This window comes from Citrobacter sp. Marseille-Q5395, from assembly GCF_947057495.1.
In the GTDB taxonomy this organism is placed as follows: Bacteria; Pseudomonadota; Gammaproteobacteria; order Enterobacterales; family Enterobacteriaceae; genus Citrobacter; species Citrobacter murliniae.
Genome location: NZ_CAMSEL010000004.1, coordinates 81,673 through 97,779, shown reverse-complemented (window position 1 = coordinate 97,779; position 16,107 = coordinate 81,673). Strand labels below are relative to the sequence as shown.

Annotated in this window: 15 protein-coding genes and 1 pseudogene; 11 read left to right on the top strand and 5 right to left on the bottom strand. The window is 50.2% G+C overall.

The genetic code is table 11. The features are described 5' to 3' along the window. Nucleotides 1-35: 35 nt before the first annotated feature. A pseudogene (locus OH663_RS05510) lies at nucleotides 36-205 on the top strand (transposase); the annotation flags it as partial. A 92-nt stretch (nucleotides 206-297) separates the two neighbouring features. On the opposite strand, the gene pspD reads toward OH663_RS05510, so the two are convergent. The 4 genes from pspD to pspA are packed head-to-tail and all read right to left on the bottom strand — an operon-like array spanning nucleotide 298 to nucleotide 1,837. Next, nucleotides 298-522 (bottom strand): phage shock protein PspD, encoded by a 225-nt coding sequence (gene pspD, locus OH663_RS05505; protein ID WP_045443419.1) that lies wholly within the window; start codon nucleotides 520-522, stop codon nucleotides 298-300. Nucleotides 523-530: 8 nt separating this feature from the next. Then, nucleotides 531-890: an envelope stress response membrane protein PspC gene (gene pspC / locus OH663_RS05500; RefSeq protein WP_136345572.1), complete on the bottom strand. Its 360-nt coding sequence runs from the start codon at nucleotides 888-890 to the stop codon at nucleotides 531-533. Continuing rightward, nucleotides 890-1,114 carry an envelope stress response membrane protein PspB gene (gene pspB / locus OH663_RS05495; RefSeq protein ID WP_045443425.1) on the bottom strand — a complete coding sequence of 75 codons (225 nt, stop codon included), beginning with the start codon at nucleotides 1,112-1,114 and terminating at the stop codon, nucleotides 890-892. Before pspB ends, pspC begins: the two co-directional genes overlap by 1 nt. A 54-nt stretch (nucleotides 1,115-1,168) precedes the next feature. Further along, nucleotides 1,169-1,837 (bottom strand): phage shock protein PspA, encoded by a 669-nt coding sequence (pspA, locus tag OH663_RS05490; RefSeq protein WP_045443428.1) that lies wholly within the window; start codon nucleotides 1,835-1,837, stop codon nucleotides 1,169-1,171. Between the two features lie 155 nt (nucleotides 1,838-1,992). Here pspA and pspF point away from each other — a divergent pair, with 155 nt between their 5' ends. From pspF to sapF, 8 genes are all read left to right on the top strand, one after another. After that, entirely contained in the window at nucleotides 1,993-2,982 is a 990-nt protein-coding gene (pspF, locus tag OH663_RS05485; protein ID WP_190284561.1) for a phage shock protein operon transcriptional activator, read from the top strand. Between the two features lie 296 nt (nucleotides 2,983-3,278). Next, entirely contained in the window at nucleotides 3,279-6,407 is a 3,129-nt protein-coding gene (locus OH663_RS05480) for an efflux RND transporter permease subunit (protein WP_200010909.1), read from the top strand. Between the two features lie 6 nt (nucleotides 6,408-6,413). Continuing rightward, entirely contained in the window at nucleotides 6,414-7,034 is a 621-nt protein-coding gene (locus tag OH663_RS05475; protein ID WP_200010912.1) for a TetR/AcrR family transcriptional regulator, read from the top strand. A gap of 320 nt (nucleotides 7,035-7,354) precedes the next feature. Next, nucleotides 7,355-8,998: an ABC transporter substrate-binding protein SapA gene (gene sapA, locus OH663_RS05470; protein WP_200010915.1), complete on the top strand. Its 1,644-nt coding sequence runs from the start codon at nucleotides 7,355-7,357 to the stop codon at nucleotides 8,996-8,998. Further along, nucleotides 8,995-9,960, top strand: coding sequence for a peptide ABC transporter permease SapB (gene sapB / locus OH663_RS05465; RefSeq protein WP_045443441.1), 966 nt, complete (start codon nucleotides 8,995-8,997; stop codon nucleotides 9,958-9,960). Before sapA ends, sapB begins: the two co-directional genes overlap by 4 nt. Continuing rightward, on the top strand, nucleotides 9,947-10,837 hold the full coding sequence (sapC, locus tag OH663_RS05460; RefSeq protein ID WP_045443444.1) for a peptide ABC transporter permease SapC: 891 nt from the start codon (nucleotides 9,947-9,949) through the stop codon (nucleotides 10,835-10,837). The genes sapB and sapC overlap by 14 nt, the downstream gene beginning before the upstream one ends. Further along, a complete protein-coding gene (gene sapD, locus OH663_RS05455) occupies nucleotides 10,837-11,829 on the top strand; it encodes a peptide ABC transporter ATP-binding protein SapD (RefSeq protein ID WP_045443447.1) in 993 nt (330 codons plus the stop codon). Before sapC ends, sapD begins: the two co-directional genes overlap by 1 nt. Before the next feature lies 1 nt (nucleotide 11,830). Further along, complete coding sequence (sapF, locus tag OH663_RS05450; RefSeq protein WP_048221389.1) at nucleotides 11,831-12,637, top strand: peptide ABC transporter ATP-binding protein SapF; 807 nt, start codon at nucleotides 11,831-11,833, stop codon at nucleotides 12,635-12,637. 42 nt (nucleotides 12,638-12,679) lie between these two features. Here the strand turns inward: sapF and OH663_RS05445 are convergent, their stop codons facing one another. Beyond that, complete coding sequence (locus OH663_RS05445; RefSeq protein ID WP_045449640.1) at nucleotides 12,680-13,369, bottom strand: EAL domain-containing protein; 690 nt, start codon at nucleotides 13,367-13,369, stop codon at nucleotides 12,680-12,682. A 512-nt stretch (nucleotides 13,370-13,881) separates the two neighbouring features. Here OH663_RS05445 and fabI point away from each other — a divergent pair. Together fabI and OH663_RS05435 are read left to right on the top strand one after the other, a co-directional pair. Further along, nucleotides 13,882-14,670: an enoyl-ACP reductase FabI gene (gene fabI / locus OH663_RS05440; protein WP_200010918.1), complete on the top strand. Its 789-nt coding sequence runs from the start codon at nucleotides 13,882-13,884 to the stop codon at nucleotides 14,668-14,670. A 217-nt stretch (nucleotides 14,671-14,887) separates the two neighbouring features. Then, nucleotides 14,888-16,030 carry a carboxymuconolactone decarboxylase family protein gene (locus OH663_RS05435; RefSeq protein ID WP_200010921.1) on the top strand — a complete coding sequence of 381 codons (1,143 nt, stop codon included), beginning with the start codon at nucleotides 14,888-14,890 and terminating at the stop codon, nucleotides 16,028-16,030. Nucleotides 16,031-16,107 lie beyond the last annotated feature (77 nt).

Genomic DNA, 16,107 nt, shown 5'->3' with positions numbered 1-16,107 from the left:
CCGGCATAATCAATCTGCCAACGAATGAGATCGCTATGTGTAAAGCCCGTTTTACTGAGCATCAGATCATCGCTGTGATTAAGTCGGTTGAAGCAGAATGAACTGTTAAAGATGTCTGCCGGGGGGCCGGGCTACCTACTACAACTGGAAGTCTAAATACGGCTGCATGGAGGCTTCTGATATTAAAAAGATCAAGGTTCTTGAGGCAGCCCAAAAATCGTATTTGTGAGCTGCCGCAAATTAACAGGAAAAATGTTATCTATATGTTATTTCAAATAGCGTCATTCGGATGTCGGGCTAATTCCCGGAATAACGTTTGGATAATTTTACCGCCACGCGGCTCAATAAAGGTTCCAGAATCAACGCCAGCGCCATTTTCAGCGGACGTCGGGCAACGGACTTCACTGCCCAGCCGGCAACGCCTGCAGGACCATAGCGGAGCGCGGTAAGAAGTACCAGCTTGCCTGCTAATTTAAAACCAGGCTTCACCCTTTGCCCGGCACGCTGCCAGCGATTGTTCATCTCAATCCTCACAATTGGCGAAAGCGGCTGCGCAATGTGAACGTATCTGAAGTCACATAACGCTCCATTTCGCGTAAACGATTTTCACTTGCGGTCAGTTCACGATCGACGGCATCAAGCAGTTCGCCGCTCGAGGGCTGTTGTTCGCCGAAAGCGACATTGTCTGGCATTGGATCCAGAACGAAAGTCAGCACGATATAAGCCACTATGGTAAAAAAGGCCAGACCAAAGAAGATCGACAAAACAACCAAGATTCGCACCAGCTTCACCGGAACATCAAGATACTGTGCGATACCGGCACAGACCCCACGAACCATACCCTGCTGTGGAATACGCCACAGTTTTTTGTTCAGGTTAACGCCCCCCATTAGCGGTCCCTCCAGTTAGGATGTTCTGCATCAAGGATGTCTTCCAGCGTCTGAATACGTTCACGCATGCGCTGTGCATCATTACTCAATTCCACCAGGCGCTGCTGTTCGCTTTGCGATAACTCGCCACGACTGGAACGGTTGCTGTAATGCAGCCACAACCAAATCGGTAAAACAAACAGCACAAAGATGGTTAGCGGTATGGCCAGAAATAGCGCGCTCATGTGTACTCCTTACAGGTGATGAGCGGCGGCGCGCTCTGGCGCCGCCAGATGTTATTATTGCTTGTCTTGCTGCATTTTGGCTTTCAACTGCGCCAGTTGCTCGCTGATTTCATCATCTGCTTTCAGATCAGCAAATTGCTGATCGAGAGATTTTTGCTTACCAAAGTTATGGCTTTCAGCTTCGGCTTCCATCTGATCGATGCGGCGTTCAAAAGATTCAAAGCGCGCCATCGCTTCATCCAGCTTACCGCTGTCCAGCTGACGACGAACGTCGCGGGAGGAGCTTGCAGCCTGATGACGCAGCGTCAGCGCCTGCTGACGAGCACGGGTTTCGCTGAGTTTATTTTCCAGCTCGCCAATCTCTTTTTTCATACGTGCCAGCGTGTCATCAACCAGCGTCACTTCATGTTCCAGAGTGGTAATCAAATCAGTTAACTTCTGCTTTTCAATTAAAGCAGAACGCGCCAGGTCTTCTTTCTCTTTGCGCAGCGCCAGCTCCGCTTTTTCCTGCCACTCCGCCTGTTGCGCGGTGGCCAGTTCAATACGGCGAGATAACTGTTTCTTTTCTGCCAGTGCGCGCGCTGAATTCGAGCGAACTTCCACCAGCGTATCTTCCATTTCCTGGATCATTAACCGCACCAGCTTCTGCGGATCTTCAGCCTTTTCCAGCAACGCATTAATGTTGGCGTTCACGATGTCGGCAAAACGAGAAAAAATACCCATAATGTAATCCTCACTTACTGTTCTGGTATCGGGCAATGCCCTGCTGATGCTCTAATGCAGCTTGCATGCCAACTTTTTAATCATTTGATTATAAAGAAAATAGTAAATTTTACCTGTTCATGAAATTAGGTTACATTGGTGAATAACACTAACAAATGGTGAATTTCATCATGGCAGGATACAAAGATAACCTTCTTGGCGAAGCTAACAGCTTCATTGAAGTACTGGAGCAGGTTTCTCAACTGGCCCCACTGGATAAACCGGTTTTGGTTATCGGTGAGCGTGGCACAGGGAAAGAGCTGATCGCCAACCGCCTGCACTATCTCTCCTCGCGCTGGCAGGGACCGTTTATCTCCCTGAACTGCGCGGCGCTTAATGAAAACCTACTCGACTCAGAACTGTTTGGCCACGAAGCGGGAGCCTTTACCGGAGCACAAAAACGCCATCCTGGCCGATTCGAGCGCGCTGATGGCGGGACGCTGTTTCTCGATGAACTGGCAACCGCCCCGATGCTGGTACAGGAAAAACTCCTGCGTGTGATTGAGTATGGGGAACTCGAACGCGTTGGCGGCAGCCAGCCGTTGCAGGTTAACGTACGACTGGTATGCGCAACAAATGCCGATCTGCCACGGATGGTCAGCGAAGGCACTTTTCGCGCGGACCTGCTGGACAGGCTGGCTTTCGATGTAGTGCAGCTCCCTCCCTTACGTGAACGTCAAAGCGACATCATGTTAATGGCCGAGCACTTCGCTATTCAGATGTGTCGTGAAATCGGGTTACCACTGTTTCCAGGATTTAGCGCTCAGGCCAGAGAGACCCTGCTGCACTACCGTTGGCCTGGTAATATACGGGAACTGAAGAATGTCGTTGAGCGATCGGTTTACCGACACGGTACCAGTGATTATCCTCTGGATGAAATTGTGATTGACCCTTTCAAACGCCCCGCCCCCGAAATCCAGCAGTCGGAAACCTCACCAGTTCTGGCACCATTACCTCTCGATCTGCGCGAATTCCAACAGCAACAGGAGAAGCAATTTCTGCAAACCAGTCTTGAGCAGGCCAGATTTAATCAGAAAAAAGCGGCTGAATTGCTCGGACTGACCTACCACCAACTGCGCGCACTGCTTAAAAAACATCAGCTTTAGCAAAAGCCGTCGCCCGAACTGCTCATCAAGTGTAGCGACTTTGGGGTGGCGCTTCGTAATAAGCAGCATTCATCTGTTGGGCGCTGCTCGTGCAAACCAGCAGCGTGCCAGAAATCAACCAACAACAGAGATTATTTTTATTAAAAAATAATCTCTGTTACATACTGATTTTAAAGATATTTACTTAAATTCTTCGTTACCTGTCACTTACAAAGCTATGTCTTTGATGATTATTATTTGTCCAAATCGTTTATTTACATTACTGTAAAGTAAATAAACAGTTTGTGGAGCGACATATGCTGGCCAGATTTTTTGTTGATAGACCGGTCTTCGCTGCGGTAATGGCCATTTGCATTATGTCGGCTGGCTTGCTCTCACTGTTCACACAATCGGTAGAGCAATATCCTGATATCGCGCCCCCTGGGGTCACTATCACCGCAAACTATCCGGGCGCTTCAGCTGAAACAGTTGAAGACAGTGTGACTCAGGTGATTGAGCAGCAAATTAAAGGGATCGATGGTCTTCTCTACTTCTCTTCCACCAGCAGTTCAGCCGGGCAGGCCCGAATAAGCCTGAGTTTTGCACAGGAGACCGATCCCGATATTGCCCAGGTCCAGGTCCAGAATGCTGTCAATCAGGCAATTACGCGTCTTCCCCAGGAAGTTCAGCAACAAGGGATCACCGTTACAAAGTCTCAAGGGGACAGTCTGATGGTTGTGGCGCTCTATGACCCTTCCCGACAGCTTAGTAATATCGATATCAATGACTTTCTGATCAGTAATCTGCAGGATCCTCTAAGCCGGGTCGATGGCGTCGGGGAAACCACGGTGTTTGGCGCGCAATACGCGATGAGAGTATGGCTGGATCCTTATAAGTTAAATAGCTTCGGATTCATGCCTTCTGATGTACAGAGTGCAATTGAAGCGCAAAATGCCCAGGTGACGAGTGGCGAAATTGGTTCCCAGCCAGCCCCTGCGGATCAGTATCTGAACGCAACCGTCACCGTACAGTCTCGCCTTGAAACACCAAAACAATTTGAGAATATCCTCCTTCGTACCAATAGCGATGGTTCCGCAGTTTATTTACGGGATGTGGCAAGAGTTGAGATCGGCGCAGAAAACTATCAAAACCTGACCACGCTCAACGGTTATCCGGCGGCCGGGATATCTATCCAGTTGGCGTCAGGAGCGAATGCATTAACAACGGCTGAAAATGTACGCGCTGAAATAGAGCGCCTGACTCCGCAGTTCCCTCAGGGGGTGATTGCAGCTTATCCCAAGGACAGCACACCATTTGTACTCGTATCGATTGAAGGTGTTATTCATACTCTTCTGGAAGCCATTCTGTTAGTTGTGGTTGTCATGTTCCTGTTTTTACAAAACTGGCGGGCAACACTGATCCCGGCAATCACCGTTCCCGTTGTTATGCTGGGGACTTTCGGAATATTGAGTCTGTTGGGGTACAACATCAACACACTCACGCTTTTTGCCATGGTATTGGCTATCGGGCTTCTGGTAGACGATACCATTGTGGTGGTCGAAAACGTGGAGCGCATTATGGCATCACAAAAATGCCCCCCCGTAGAAGCGACATTACGTTCGATGAGCGAAATCACCAGCGCTCTGGTAGGTATTGCGTTGGTGCTTTCTGCGGTGTTCATACCGATGGCTTTTTTAGGCGGCTCTGTTGGCATTATTTACCGACAATTTACCGTGACGATTGTGTCTTCAATGATTTTATCCGCTCTGGTTGCGCTAACACTGACTCCGTCACTTTGCGCACATTTGCTTAAACCCGTCCCTCACCAGCAAGGTCGATTTTTTACTTCGCTAAACCGTGGAATTGACAAAGGCCAGAGCGCCTACCTCAGCCTCTTGCAGCGAAGCATATCCCGCCCGGTACGCCTGTATATCCTCGCAGTAATCCTGGTTTTATTAACTATTGGGACTTACCTGAAACTCCCGACCAGTTTTCTGCCGGAAGAAGATCAGGGTTCGGTAATGATTCAATTTGCTCTCCCTGTCGGCTCTCCAATCACACAGACTCAGGCTGTCGGTGATGAAATAAGTCAATATTTTCTCAGGGAGGAAAAGGAAAACCTGAATGTCATCTTTATGGTCACAGGACGCAATAACGCCGGAAGTGGACAAAATGTTGGTATGGCTTTCGCTGAGCTAAAACACTGGGACAAACGCAGTGGTAAACAAAACAGCGCACAATCCATCATCTCACGTGCTAACCAGTATTTTAAAAGCCACCTGCTGGCATCCATTAATGTAACGGCACCGCCAACGGTACGCGGACTCGGCCAGTCGAGCGGTTTTGAAGTCTGGTTACAGGATCAGGAAGCTAACGGTTATGACGCGCTGCTAAGCACTCAACGGCAGGTCCTGAATCTTGCAGCAGATGACGCAAATCTTTCGGCTGTCAGGATCAACAGCCTTGACGAAAAAGCCCAGCTCAGGGTCGATATCGACAGACATAAAGCGCAGGTTCAGGGACTAGAGCAAGCAGACATCAATAGTACATTATCCGCCGCATGGGGAGGTGTTTATGTTAATGATTTTATTGACCGGGGACGGGTCAAGCGGGTGTACATGCAAAGTGATGCTGACTGGCGTACTTCGCCAGAGGATATTTCCGCCTGGCACGTACGGGGGAATAACGATTTAATGGCATCTTTTAGCAGTTTTAGTACCCTACAATGGACCACGGGTCCCCAGATGCTGCAACGCTTTAATGGACTTTCTTCCGTCCAGTTTCAGGGTAATGCAACTGAGGGGGTAAGTTCAGGCTCCGCAATGGACGCGATTGAGGATGTTATACAGAAGTTTGATGGTTTTGGACTCCAATGGAGCGGCCTGTCATATCAAGAACAATTGTCCTCAGGACAAGCCCAGTGGATCTACCTCGCGACCTGTGCCTTTATCTTCCTGTGCCTTGCTGCGCTGTATGAAAGCTGGGCCATCCCACTGGCTGTATTATTAATCATCCCACTCGCCATTTCTGGTGCCGTCTTCGCTACCTGGATCACCGGCTTAACCAATGACATCTATTTTCAGGTTGGCATGCTCACAACCATGGGATTATCCGCCAAGAATGCAATTCTGATCGTTGAATTCGCACAGTCACAGTATCAGAGCGGCAAAGAGGTTGTCACAGCAACACTGGAAGGAGCAAGTTTACGCTTACGACCTATTTTGATGACATCATTGGCATTTGTTGCCGGGGTAATTCCTCTGGTACTCTCCACAGGAGCTGGGGCATCAAGCCGCCTGGAGATTGGCGTCGCCGTTATTGGCGGTATGCTTTCCGGAACATTATTAACCTTACTCTTTGTTCCACTCTTTTTTATTGCTATCCGCAGGGGCATTGAAAGAATGGCTAATCCCCCGGTACTGGTCGAGAGTGAAAAGGAAACGTAACAGTAAATGACTAAACCACAAGGTCGCCCGATGAAAGCCCGTCCTCGCATTCTTGAGGCTGCGCGTGATATTTTCCTCGAGCACGGCATGGATGTTTCTCTTCAAATTATTGCGGAAAAGGCCAATACAACCAGAACAACGCTTTACAGTCACTTTCCGGGAGGAAAGGATCAGCTACTGGTTGAAACCTTTGCTTTTCTGAATGATAAGCTTCAGCCGTCTCTGCAGCAGTTGCTTGACGATAAACAGCATAATTTACCGGAGCTGCTTCTTGGGATCGCCAGGATGATACAAGCCTATTTTTTCTCACCGGCCAATATTCATTTTCAACGACTGCTCATTCAGGTGCTGGTTCAGCGCCCTGAAATCTTTTCCAGCCTTGCGCAGCGCCCTACTGGCCGGATTCGCGATACGCTAGCCCAGGTTCTGGCTCAGTTTCAGACCGAAGGTAAAATTCAACTGGATGATCCCAATCTGCAAGCAACAGCTTTTCTTGGGGCCATTATGGGCTACGCCCTCCCCGCTGCACTTATTGACCAGGCTCCGGTAGATCCGGTGTGGTTGGATAAGCTGGCATTATCCGCTATGGAGACTTTTCTCAGAGCGTGGCGATTCAATCGTGCGTAAAGAATAAGAACAAAGCAGTTCTGGCGTCACAATTCGGTTGCCGCCTGTTTACTCCCTATTCCCCTCTTGTCATAACCGTTGGCAAAACGCAGACCAGTTCTGTTAAGGCGTATCCTCGTTTATTGCGAGTCAGATAGGGCATGAAAATGCTAAGATAGTTCATGAGGTATATTCAAAGTGGAAAGCTGGTATGAATGTTGACCAGGTCGCGATGTTGAATTCGTGATTACCACCACTACTACCCCCAAACACAAACGGTAATGGCAAATGTCATTAAATATTAGTAAGATAGCTTCTTTATATATAATCCCTTAAAAATTATGCGCCTGGTTTTATCATCTCTGATCGTGATGGCTGAACTTCTGAGTGGTCAGGCAGTTGCTGCGCCTGAGCAGACCACGCACGCTGATATTCGTGACAGCGGCTTTGTCTATTGCGTCAGCGGGCAGGTCAACACATTCAACCCACAAAAAGCCAGCAGTGGTCTGATTGTCGACACGCTGGCCGCCCAGCTCTATGACCGGCTGCTTGATGTGGATCCTTACACTTATCGACTGGTTCCTGAACTGGCAGAGAGCTGGGAAGTGCTGGACAACGGTGCAACCTACCGTTTCCATCTGCGCCGAGACGTACCGTTTCAAAAGACGGCCTGGTTTACCCCAACACGTAAGCTAAATGCGGACGATGTGGTATTTACCTTCGAGCGAATCTTTGATCGCCAGAACCCATGGCATAACGTAAATGGCAGTAGCTTCCCCTACTTCGACAGCCTCCAGTTTGCCGATAACGTACAAAGTGTGCGTAAGCTGGACAACAACACCGTCGAATTTCGTCTGACCCAACCCGACGCTTCTTTCCTGTGGCACCTTGCAACGCACTACGCCTCCGTCATGTCGGCTGAATACGCCTCAACGCTGGCAAAACAGGATCGCCAGGAATTACTGGACAGGCAGCCTGTCGGCACCGGGCCGTTCCAGCTTTCAGAAAATCGCGCCGGGCAATATATTCGTCTGCAACGTCACGATAATTTCTGGCGCGGTAAGCCTTTAATGCCGCAGGTGGTCGTTGATCTCGGCTCGGGTGGCACGGGGCGTTTATCAAAACTGCTCACCGGAGAGTGCGATGTTCTGGCCTGGCCTGCCGCCAGCCAGCTCAGTATTTTACGTGATGACCCGCGTCTGCGTCTGACGCTGCGACCGGGAATGAACATTGCCTATCTGGCGTTTAATACGGACAAACCTCCACTGAATAATCCTGCCGTTCGTCATGCGCTGGCACTGGCGATCAACAACCAACGTCTGATGCAGTCGATCTACTACGGTACGGCGGAAACAGCGGCATCTATTTTACCTCGCGCCTCGTGGGCTTATGACAACGAAGCTAAAATTACAGAATACAACCCGGCAAAATCTCGCGAACAGCTTAAAGCGCTGGGGCTGGAGAACTTAACGTTACAACTTTGGGTACCCACCAGCTCTCAGGCCTGGAACCCGAGTCCATTGAAAACCGCAGAATTGATCCAGGCAGACATGGCGCAGGTTGGCGTAAAAGTGGTAATCGTCCCGGTAGAAGGTCGTTTTCAGGAGGCGCGATTAATGGATATGAACCATGATCTGACGTTGTCCGGCTGGGCGACAGACAGTAACGATCCTGACAGTTTTTTCCGACCGCTACTGAGCTGCGCCGCCATTAACTCGCAGACCAACTTTGCCCATTGGTGTGATCCGGAGTTTGATAACGTTCTGCGCAAGGCGCTGTCTTCACAGCAGCTCGCCTCACGCATTGACGCCTATGACGAAGCACAAAATATTCTGGCAAAAGAGCTCCCGATTCTGCCACTGGCATCTTCACTACGCCTGCAGGCCTATCGCTACGACATCAAAGGACTGGTGCTGAGTCCGTTTGGTAATGCCTCCTTTGCCGGAGTTTCCAGGGAAAAGAAAGATGAGGTGAAAAAACCATGATTATCTTCACCCTGCGGCGTTTTTTATTGCTCCTGGTAACCCTTTTCTTCCTGACATTTATCGGGTTTAGCCTGAGCTATTTTACCCCCCATGCACCTCTGCAAGGCGCATCGCTGTGGAACGCATGGGTATTCTGGTTTAATGGCTTAATTCACTGGGATTTTGGTGTTTCCAGTATCAACGGACAGTTGATTTCAGAACAACTGAAAGAGGTGTTTCCTGCCACGATGGAGTTGTGCATTCTGGCCTTTGGCTTTGCGCTGATGGTAGGGATCCCTATCGGCATGCTGGCAGGCATAACGCGTAATAAATGGCAGGATCGTTGCATCAGTGCTATTGCTCTGATGGGCTTTTCTATTCCGGTTTTTTGGCTGGCGCTACTGCTGACATTACTCTTTTCACTTACGCTCGGTTGGTTGCCGGTATCAGGCCGCTTTGATCTGCTCTACGAAGTCAAACCCGTCACAGGTTTTGCCATTATCGACGCGTGGATCTCCGATTCGCCCTGGCGTGATGAAATGGTGGTCAGTGCAATCCGACATATGGTGCTCCCCGTATTGACGCTCTCCGTCGCGCCAACAACCGAAGTCATTCGTCTAATGCGCATCAGCACTATTGAAGTTTTCGATCAGAACTACGTGAAAGCAGCAGCCACCCGCGGCCTGTCGCGGTTAACGATCCTGAGACGTCATGTGCTGCATAATGCTCTGCCGCCGGTGATCCCGCGTCTTGGTTTACAGTTTTCTACCATGCTGACTCTGGCAATGATTACTGAGATGGTCTTTAGCTGGCCTGGGCTTGGCCGCTGGCTGATTAACGCGATTCGTCAACAGGATTACGCCGCAATTTCTGCGGGCGTTATGGTGATTGGTTCTCTGGTTATTATTGTTAACGTTATCTCTGATATTTTGGGTGCCATGGCTAACCCTCTGAAACATAAGGAATGGTATGCCTTACGATAGCGTATACACCGAAAAGCGCCCGCCCGGTACGCTACGCACCGCCTGGCGCAATTTTTATGGTGATGCTCCTGCGATGGTCGGCCTGTATGGCTGCGCGGGACTGATGATACTGTGTATTTTTGGTGGCTGGTTCGCACCTTATGGTATCGATCAGCAATTTCTGGGATATCAACTGCTGCCTCCTTCCTGGTCACGCTATGGCGAAGTGTCATTCTTCCTTGGGACTGACGATCTGGGGCGTGACGTGTTAAGCCGCCTGCTTAGCGGCGCGGCTCCTACCGTGGGTGGTGCATTTGTCGTAACGCTCGCCGCCACGCTGTGTGGTCTGGTATTAGGAGTATTAGCCGGAGCAACGCACGGTTTACGCTCCGCCGTGCTGAACCATATTCTGGATACCCTCCTCTCTATTCCTTCACTGCTGTTGGCGATTATTGTGGTGGCGTTTGCCGGACCGCACCTGACTCACGCGATGTTTGCTGTCTGGCTGGCGTTGTTGCCACGCATGGTACGCTCCGTCTACAGCATGGTGCACGACGAGCTGGAAAAAGAGTATGTCATCGCTGCGCGCCTGGACGGTGCCACAACGCTCAATATTTTGTGGTTTGCGATTCTGCCCAATATTACCGCCGGACTTATCACCGAAATCACTCGCGCACTGTCGATGGCGATTCTGGACATTGCCGCACTGGGCTTTCTGGATCTCGGTGCACAGCTCCCGTCGCCGGAATGGGGAGCTATGCTCGGCGACGCGCTGGAGTTGATTTACGTCGCGCCGTGGACGGTAATGCTGCCGGGGGCGGCAATTATGATCAGTGTGCTGCTGGTTAACCTGTTAGGTGACGGCGTACGTCGCGCGATTATTGCGGGGGTGGAATAATGCCATTACTGGATATCCGCAACCTGACTATTGAGTTCAGGACCGGCGACGAATGGGTGAAGGCAGTTGACCGTGTTAGCATGACGCTGAATGAAGGCGAGATCCGTGGATTGGTAGGTGAATCCGGATCGGGTAAAAGTCTCATCGCCAAAGCCATCTGCGGAGTAGCCAAAGACAACTGGCGCGTTACTGCCGACCGTATGCGCTTTGACGATATCGATCTGCTGCGTCTTTCCGCTCGTGAGCGACGTAAACTGGTCGGTCATAACGTTTCCATGATCTTTCAGGAGCCGCAATCATGTCTCGATCCGTCTGAACGTATTGGGCGGCAACTAATGCAAAATATCCCGGCCTGGACCTATAAAGGGCGCTGGTGGCAACGTATTGGCTGGCGTAAACGCCGTGCAATTGAGCTGCTGCACCGTGTCGGGATCAAAGATCATAAAGACGCAATGCGCAGCTTCCCCTATGAGCTGACGGACGGCGAGTGCCAGAAAGTGATGATTGCAATCGCACTGGCTAACCAGCCGCGCCTGCTGATTGCCGATGAACCCACTAACGCGATGGAACCCACGACGCAGGCTCAAATTTTCCGTCTGCTGACCCGGCTGAATCAAAACAGCAATACCACCATTTTACTGATCAGCCATGACCTGCAAATGCTTAGCCAATGGGCAGACAAAATCAACGTAATGTACTGCGGACAAACGGTGGAAACCGCCCCCAGTAAAGATCTGGTGACAATTCCGCATCATCCCTATACCCAGGCGTTGATCCGTGCCATTCCTGACTTTGGTAGTCCGATGCCTCACAAAAGCCGACTGAATACCATGCCGGGAGCAATTCCATTGTTAGAGCAATTGCCTATTGGTTGCCGCCTGGGACCACGTTGCCCTTATGCACAACGCGAATGTATTGAAACCCCACGACTGACCGGAGCAAAGAATCATCTCTACGCCTGTCATTTCCCGCTGAACATGGAGAGAGAGTGAGATGGTAGAAACACTGCTCGAAGTACGTAATCTGAGCAAAACCTTTCGCTACCGGACCGGCTTGTTTCGTCGCCAGACCGTCGAGGCCGTCAAGCCCCTGAGTTTTACCCTGCGTGAGCGACAAACTCTTGCCATCATTGGCGAAAACGGCTCAGGCAAATCCACGCTGGCAAAAATGCTGGCGGGGATGGTTGAGCCTACCAGCGGCGAACTGCTGATTGACGATCACCCGCTAAAGTACGGCGATTATTCCTTCCGTAGCCAGCGTATTCGCATGATTTTCCAGGATCCCTCAACATCACTTAACCCGCGCCAGCGTATCTCGCAAATCCTCGATTTCCCGCTGCGTCTCAACACCGATCTGGAGCCAGAGCAGCGGCGTAAACAGATTATTGAAACGATGCGGATGGTCGGTCTACTACCCGATCACGTCAGCTACTACCCGCATATGCTGGCCCCTGGGCAAAAACAGCGTCTGGGGCTCGCCCGCGCTCTTATTTTGCGCCCTAAAGTAATCATCGCGGATGAAGCCCTGGCATCTCTCGATATGTCGATGCGCTCACAACTGATTAATTTGATGCTGGAGTTACAGGAAAAACAAGGAATTTCATATATTTATGTAACTCAGCATATTGGAATGATGAAACACATCAGCGATCAGGTACTGGTCATGCATCAGGGAGAAGTTGTTGAGCGCGGTAGTACAGCGGATGTTCTTGCCTCTCCCCTGCATGAGCTGACTCGTCGCCTGATTTCCGGGCATTTCGGCGAGGCACTCACTGCGGATGCCTGGCGAAAAGACCGTTAGCAGGACAAATGCCCTCCTCTGCCGGAGGGCTCTTTTTTGCCTTTAATGGTAGACACTTACCGGCATTAGCGCTTCTACATCGGTAAAAGTGATCGATGGGAATACAGTTCCCTGTATCGCCCATACTCCAGCGTTGATGACTTCGTCGATAAACCGGGCATCGTCAATTCCCTCGACCACAACATGATCACAGTATTCCCGGATATTTTTTATGAGAACCGGAAACATGGGCTTTTCTACCTGGGCGAGAAAGAAGTTACGATCCATTTTCACAACATCAAAACCGCCGCTAACCAGCGGATTCGCCCCGACGCAGCCAGACCCCAGATCGCCCAGCCACAATGCATTTGGACCATCACCAAGAGAGTTAATTAACAGATTATTCAGGCATGCTGTATTCGACAAGAATCGTTCTGAGAGTTGCAGAGCAATAAATGGCATTGCATGTAATGCAGATGTAATGACAGGGTCGCCAATCGCCAGAAGCGCCATTTCGTCAATGAGATTAAGCGTGCAGAAAAGGTTATTTTTCTCAAACCAGTCTCGCTTTTGAGCGATTAACTTTATTTGTTCGAGCAGAAAATGACGTTTTTGTTCACCACTCCACGCTGTAATGATGAAATCTGAATGTAACGGGTGAACCGTGTCTGAAGTAAACCGGGTGAGCATCTCAACACCCAGCAACTTATCCATTGTGTCTCTCATCGGTTCCGCGATGAAATGATAGTGCATAAGACCACTCCAATTGATCATAACATCCTGATAATGCACTTCTAATTACAATCAATCAATAATATCGATCAATACATAGATATTGATCGATAAAAACAATATATCATAACGAACTGAATATGGTCATTATTTTTGTTTTAAGAATCTTCTTACATTGATATGTTTATAAACATCGACTAGCGATAAAATCATGTCATTTTAGCTATTCAGGGCCTTAGTACTGTCACCTTGCCGCCCTGTCCTTCGCTGGTTGGATGAGGCAGAACCAGGGGGGAGTGATATACTCCTCACGTGCAATGTATAGCGACAGGCCGCTCATAACTGACTACAACTCTACAGCCCCCTGAAATACTTTTTGCTGCCAGTAACCGTGTGGTGAATCGCAGAGAAAGATCGTGACACAAGGGGCAGAGAGTGGGATATAATTTCAGACCAATTTCGAGTGACCTTGAAATTGCAATCATAACTCATTGATTGCTAAAAAATAAGTAATGACTATAAGGATTAAAGCTATGGGTTTTCTTTCCGGTAAGCGCATTCTGGTGACCGGTCTTGCCAGTAAACTGTCCATCGCATGGGGTATCGCGCAGGCGATGCATCGTGAAGGGGCTGAACTGGCGTTCACCTACCAGAACGACAAACTGAAAGGCCGCGTGGAAGAATTTGCAGCTCAACTGGATTCCAGCATCGTCCTGCAGTGCGATGTGGCTGAAGACGCCAGTATCGACACCATGTTCGCTGAGCTGGCCAAAACCTGGCCGAAATTCGACGGTTTCGTGCACTCCATCGGTTTTGCACCGGCTGATCAGTTGGATGGCGACTATGTGAATGCTGTCACCCGCGAAGGCTTTAAAATCGCTCATGACATCAGCGCCTACAGCTTTGTTGCGATGGCTAAAGCATGCCGTACTATGCTGAACCCAGGCTCTGCTCTGCTGACTCTGTCCTACCTGGGCGCAGAGCGCGCAATCCCGAACTACAACGTTATGGGTCTGGCGAAGGCTTCCCTCGAAGCGAACGTGCGTTACATGGCTAACGCGATGGGTCCTGAAGGTGTGCGTGTTAACGCAATCTCCGCAGGTCCTATCCGTACTCTGGCGGCATCCGGTATTAAAGATTTCCGTAAAATGCTGGCACATTGTGAAGCGGTTACCCCGATTCGCCGCACTGTTACCATTGAAGATGTGGGCAACTCCGCAGCATTCCTGTGCTCCGACTTGTCTGGCGGTATCTCCGGTGAAGTCGTTCACGTTGACGGTGGCTTCAGCATCGCTGCAATGAACGAACTGGAACTGAAATAATCTTTCAGACCACCTCCATGGGCGGCGTTGCGTCGCCCATGATTTTCCATTCTTCCGCCCTTCTACATTCTGCCATATATACTTTTCTGATATTTATTATCACCTAACAGTCTTTCATCCCCTCATCCGCTTACGCCAGGATAATGCAGCACAAACGATCCGGCGTATGGGTATGACGACGTATCCGGGTCGCCACTTTTTAGACCAAGGATCGCCCATGGAACAACGCCGAATTGAAGGCAAAAGCCACTGGTATCATGAAACTCAGTCCAGCAGGTATCCGCAAGATGCCCTGCCACTGGTGCCTGAAGCCGCGCACGTCGAGGACAGTTTTTTACTGGATTTGACGATACCCGAAGTCGCGCTTTTACCCTTTCAGTCCTGGTTAGAACCTGCCCGTAAACTTGCCTGTCATCTTTTCCCTGCTCACGTTACCCAGAGTCAGTTGCATACATTCAGCGCCTATGAACGTATGAGCACCGCTTTAACTGTCGCCCAGGTTTACGGCGTCCAGCGATTGTGTAATCACTATGCGGCGCGTTTAACACCACTTCCAGGCCCGGACTCCTCGCGGGAGAGCAATCACCGGCTAGCGCAAATCACCCAATATGCTCGCCAACTCGCCAGTTCACCCTCCGTTATTAACGCGCGTGCTCGCCAGCATCTGGATGAGGTTGGTCTGACAACCGGCGATATTATTCTGATCAATCAGATAATTGGATTTGTGGGTTTTCAGGCCCGTGCAGTAGCTATTTTTCAGGCATACTTTGGTCACCCTGCTCGCCGGATACCGGGACTTGATGTACAACAATACGCGCTAGCGTCAGCATTTAATGATGCCAATGCAAAATGGCATGCCGCATCCTTCCCGGTCGAATATTGTCCCGCTCGTCAGCAGCCCCCGGATCACTCGCCCCCCGAACTGCGCGCATTGACACCGTTACTGGCTCATTCTCCCGAAATACTGGCGGTACTCAAATCACTGGTCATCAGCTCACTGCGCACTGATGTGCAATCAAGAGCGTTTTCACTGACCACTCTGCTGACTGCACGTATTAATGGCAGCGTTGCCTGCTTTAATGAATACGCACATTCGGTGCATGAAATGGCCGACGTCATCGCTTTACTTCGCGATGAGGAGCGCGAATTACAGCGCTGGGAGCAGCGACATCCAGTTGAGCGCGTAACCCTACAGGCGGTACAATGGCTGACCCGGGCGCCCGATCGTTTTAGCGCCGCACTGCTAACCCCGTTACTCGATCAGGGTATCTCTTCAGAACAGGCTATTAACCTACTGGCCTGGAGCGGATTGTGCGGATGGTTGAATCGCTTGAAAATCGCACTGGGCGAGACTCATTAACCGATCCATTTACTGAAAGAGCGCTTGCTGCGCCAGGCAGATTCGCGTAAAACTGTCAGCCGCTCTTTTGGCCACGA